This is a genomic window from Halobacterium bonnevillei (genome assembly GCF_009831555.1).
GTDB lineage: Archaea > Halobacteriota > Halobacteria > Halobacteriales > Halobacteriaceae > Halobacterium > Halobacterium bonnevillei.
In genome coordinates this window covers 1-3,264 of record NZ_WUUU01000248.1, presented here as the reverse complement: position 1 = coordinate 3,264, position 3,264 = coordinate 1, and the positions used below count along the sequence as shown (strand labels likewise).

The 3,264-nt window shown below is 69.5% G+C and carries 5 protein-coding genes; 1 reads left to right on the top strand and 4 read right to left on the bottom strand.

Translation table 11 applies throughout. The annotated features are described in order from the left end of the window. The 4 genes from GRX66_RS17740 to GRX66_RS20410 form a co-directional block, all read right to left on the bottom strand. Positions 1-852, bottom strand: an 852-nt coding sequence (locus GRX66_RS17740) for a DUF7345 domain-containing protein (protein WP_159527689.1), incomplete at its 3' end; no start/stop codon positions are given. Positions 853-1,013: 161 nt separating this feature from the next. Further along, positions 1,014-1,829 carry an enoyl-CoA hydratase/isomerase family protein gene (locus GRX66_RS17735; RefSeq protein WP_159527688.1) on the bottom strand — a complete coding sequence of 272 codons (816 nt, stop codon included), beginning with the start codon at positions 1,827-1,829 and terminating at the stop codon, positions 1,014-1,016. After that, on the bottom strand, positions 1,826-2,695 hold the full coding sequence (locus GRX66_RS17730) for a 3-hydroxyacyl-CoA dehydrogenase family protein (protein WP_159527687.1): 870 nt from the start codon (positions 2,693-2,695) through the stop codon (positions 1,826-1,828). The genes GRX66_RS17735 and GRX66_RS17730 overlap by 4 nt, the downstream gene beginning before the upstream one ends. 77 nt (positions 2,696-2,772) lie before the next feature. After that, complete coding sequence (locus tag GRX66_RS20410; protein ID WP_267903101.1) at positions 2,773-2,901, bottom strand: hypothetical protein; 129 nt, start codon at positions 2,899-2,901, stop codon at positions 2,773-2,775. Positions 2,902-3,024: 123 nt separating this feature from the next. Between GRX66_RS20410 and GRX66_RS17725 the strand changes: the two genes are divergently transcribed. Further along, on the top strand, positions 3,025-3,225 hold the full coding sequence (locus tag GRX66_RS17725) for a hypothetical protein (RefSeq protein ID WP_159527686.1): 201 nt from the start codon (positions 3,025-3,027) through the stop codon (positions 3,223-3,225). Positions 3,226-3,264 lie beyond the last annotated feature (39 nt).

The window sequence follows — 3,264 nt, the reverse complement described above, 5'->3', positions numbered from 1 at the left end:
CGGCGGCCCGCCAGGCCCACTGCCGTCGTCCGCGGACGCGGTTGGAGCGCCTGCGCCGCCCTCGTGGTCCTCGCGGCGCCAGTACAGCCACGCCCCGCCGCCCAGCACGACAACGGCGATGACGCCACCGGCGAGAACCGGTATGAGGACGCTCCCGCCCTCCTCGTCGGGGCTGGCAGCCGTCGTGGTCGTCGTACCCGCCGACTCGCTCGGTTCGATGACCAGGCTCGGCTGCCCCGTGCCGAAGTCCTTCGGGCCCGTCCACCGGACCGACGTCTCGCTCGACTCGTCGGCCGGCGGGTCCGTGTCCACGACCTCGTAGCCGTCCTGCCAGGAGAACTGCAGCGCCGTCTCGTTGTTCAGGTAGAACCCCTCGAGGGCGTCCCCGGCGCTGACGCGTTCGCCTTCGACGGCCGCGAACCCGTTCCACTCGAACGTGTACTCCACGAAGCCGTACGAGTCGACGAACTCGCCACCGGGCTGCTGGAACGCCCGCACGGAGACGTTCTCCACGGACATCTCGCGGCCGGTCGCGTTCTCCGCTGAGCCGACCGTGCTCTCGATGCGCGAGCGGAACCGGTCGACGTAGTCCGAGCGGTTCTGATCGATGTCCTGCTGGAGCGACTCGAACGCCGCCGTCTCGTTGTCAGTTGCCAGCTCCATCCGGTACTTGAACGACCAGGCAGCGCTCCCGTCGTCGTCCAGCGACGCCGACAGCGTCACGTTGTCCGGTTCGAAGTCTTCCTGTCCGACACCGAATGCGCCTTCCGGCGTTCCGGCACTCGCCGCTGGCGCGACCAGCGTCGCGACGACGAGCAAGCCGGCCACCCAACACGCCAGACCGCGATGCATACGTGCCCTCCGGCCGGCACGCTTGAAAGCGTTGTTATCGGACCCGATCAGTCTCACCTGTGAGCGCGGCGAAATTTGTAGAGAACGAGCGCCTACCCGCTGTCCAGCCGACTGGATGGCGGACAGTCCCGGCCGAGTCGCCGTCCGGTGGGAGTGTCGCGTTACTCCCCGCGCCACTCGGGGTCCCGGTCCTCGAAGAACGCCGCCATCCCCTCGTCTTTGTCTTCGGTCGCGAACAACTGCGCGAACAGTTCGGCCTCGTACGCGAGGCCGGCGTCGAGGTCCATCCGGCCGGCCGCTCGCACGGCGTCCTTCCCGAACTCGAGTGCCACCGGACTGTTGTCGGCCATCGACGCCGCGAGATCGTCGACCGCGTCGTCGAAGTCGTCGTCGCCGTGGACTGACTCCACGAGGCCGATGTCGCGGGCTTCCTCGGCCTCGATGAGGTCGCCGGTCAACACCAGGCGCATCGCCTGGCCTTCGCCGACGATGCGGGGCAACCGCTGGGTCGCGCCGCCGCCGGGAATGATGCCGAGGTTGATCTCGGGACTCCCGAGTTTCGCGCGCTCGTGGGCGATGCGGACGTCGCAGGCGAGCGCGAGTTCCAGGCCGCCGCCGAGTGTGTGGCCGTTCAACCGCGCAATCACGGGCTGCCGGAGGTTCTCGACGACTTCGTACACCCGTGGTCGTTCGCTCGCGCGGCGCTGTTCGAGGGCGTCGTGCTCGCGGAGCTCCCCGACGTCCGCTCCGGCGACGAACGCGTTCGCGTCGTCGCTCCCGGTCAGCACCACCACTCGCGCGTCGCTGTCCTCGACGATCGCGAGCACGGCCCGTAGCTCCGCGCGGAGTTGCTCGTTCAGCGCGTTCCGCGCGTCCGGCCGGTCGATGACGACCGTCTGCACGTACTCGGGGTCGTCCGAACCGAGGCGCACGAAGTCGCAGTCCGCCGCGGCCGCTGCGGATTCTTCGTCGGTCATTCCGCGACCCCCACGACCTCGCCGTCCTGCCAGACGTAGAACCCCTCGCCGGTCTTCTTCCCGAGGTTCCCGGCGTTGACCTTCCGCTTGAGCACCTGGGGCGGCCGGAACCGCTCGCCGAGTTCCTCGCGGAGGTGTTCGAGGATGTCCAGGCGGACGTCCAGTCCCACCACGTCTGTCAGTTCCAGCGGCCCCATCGGGTGGTTGTACCCGAGCTCCATCGCGTCGTCGACGTCGCGCGGACTCGCAACGCCCTCCTGGACCATCCGCATGGCCTCGACGCCGAGCGCGACGCCGAGGCGGGAGGACGCGAACCCGGGCGAGTCCGCGACCTCGATTGCGGTCTTGTCGATGCTGTCCACGAACTCGCGGGCGAACGCCAGCGTCTCCTCGTCGGTCTGTTCGGCGACCACGACCTCCACGAGTTCCATCGCGTACACCGGGTTGAAGAAGTGCAGGCCGACGAACCGCGCGGGGTCGTCCAGCGCCGCGGCGAGGTCGGTGACCGGGAGACTCGACGTGTTCGATGCGAGCACCGCGTCCCCGGCCATCGCCGCTTCGGCGTCCGAGAGCACGTCGCGTTTCAGGTCGCGGTCCTCCGGGACGGCCTCGACGACGAGCCGAGCGCCGTCGACGGCCGACTCGAGGTCCGTCGTCCCAGTCGCGCGGTCGAGGGCCGCGTCCCGGGTTTCGGGCGCGACCTTCCCGCGGTCGACGCCCTTGTCGAGGTTCGTTTCGATGGCGTCCAGCGCGTCCTGTACGATGTTGTCGTCGACGTCCCGGAGGCTGACGTCGTGGCCGGCGGTCGCGGCGACCTGCGCGATGCCGTGGCCCATCGTTCCCGCGCCGAGTACTGCGATACGCATGCGACGGCCTACCCGGCCGACTGTGAAAAAGCTAGGAGGAACGCGGCGGCACGTCGGGATGCGCTGGCTGAGTTGCGTTACTCGGGCACCGCGCCGACTGACTCCCCGCACGTCGGACACGCCGACCCGGCAGCGGTGTCGTCGAGGTCCGTTGCGTGCCCGGTCCAGCCGCAGGCCGGACACATCACTGGATTGCGCCGTGTCATCGGCTGACTAACTCGGGCGGCGGCCGGAAAAGCGTGGTGCCAGTTCCGGCCTCTGCTCCTGACGCACTCGTCGCTCACGAGCGAACGTCACGGATTTCACGCCGGCCGTCGTCACCCCGAGTGATGGCCGAAACCGCCGACGCCTGGTACTCCCCCCAGCGCGTCCTCGACTGGGTGCGAGCACGCCTGACGCCGCGCCTGGAGGCCAGCGACCGCGTCTCCGACGAGGCCGCGGCGCTGCTCGACGAACTCCTGCGCGCCGACCGCGACCCCGACCGCGCGAACGAGAAACTCGACGACTGGGTCGCGAAAACGGAGCGATAGCAGCGCTGTCGGCCGCCTTAGAGGCGTGCGGTAGCGACA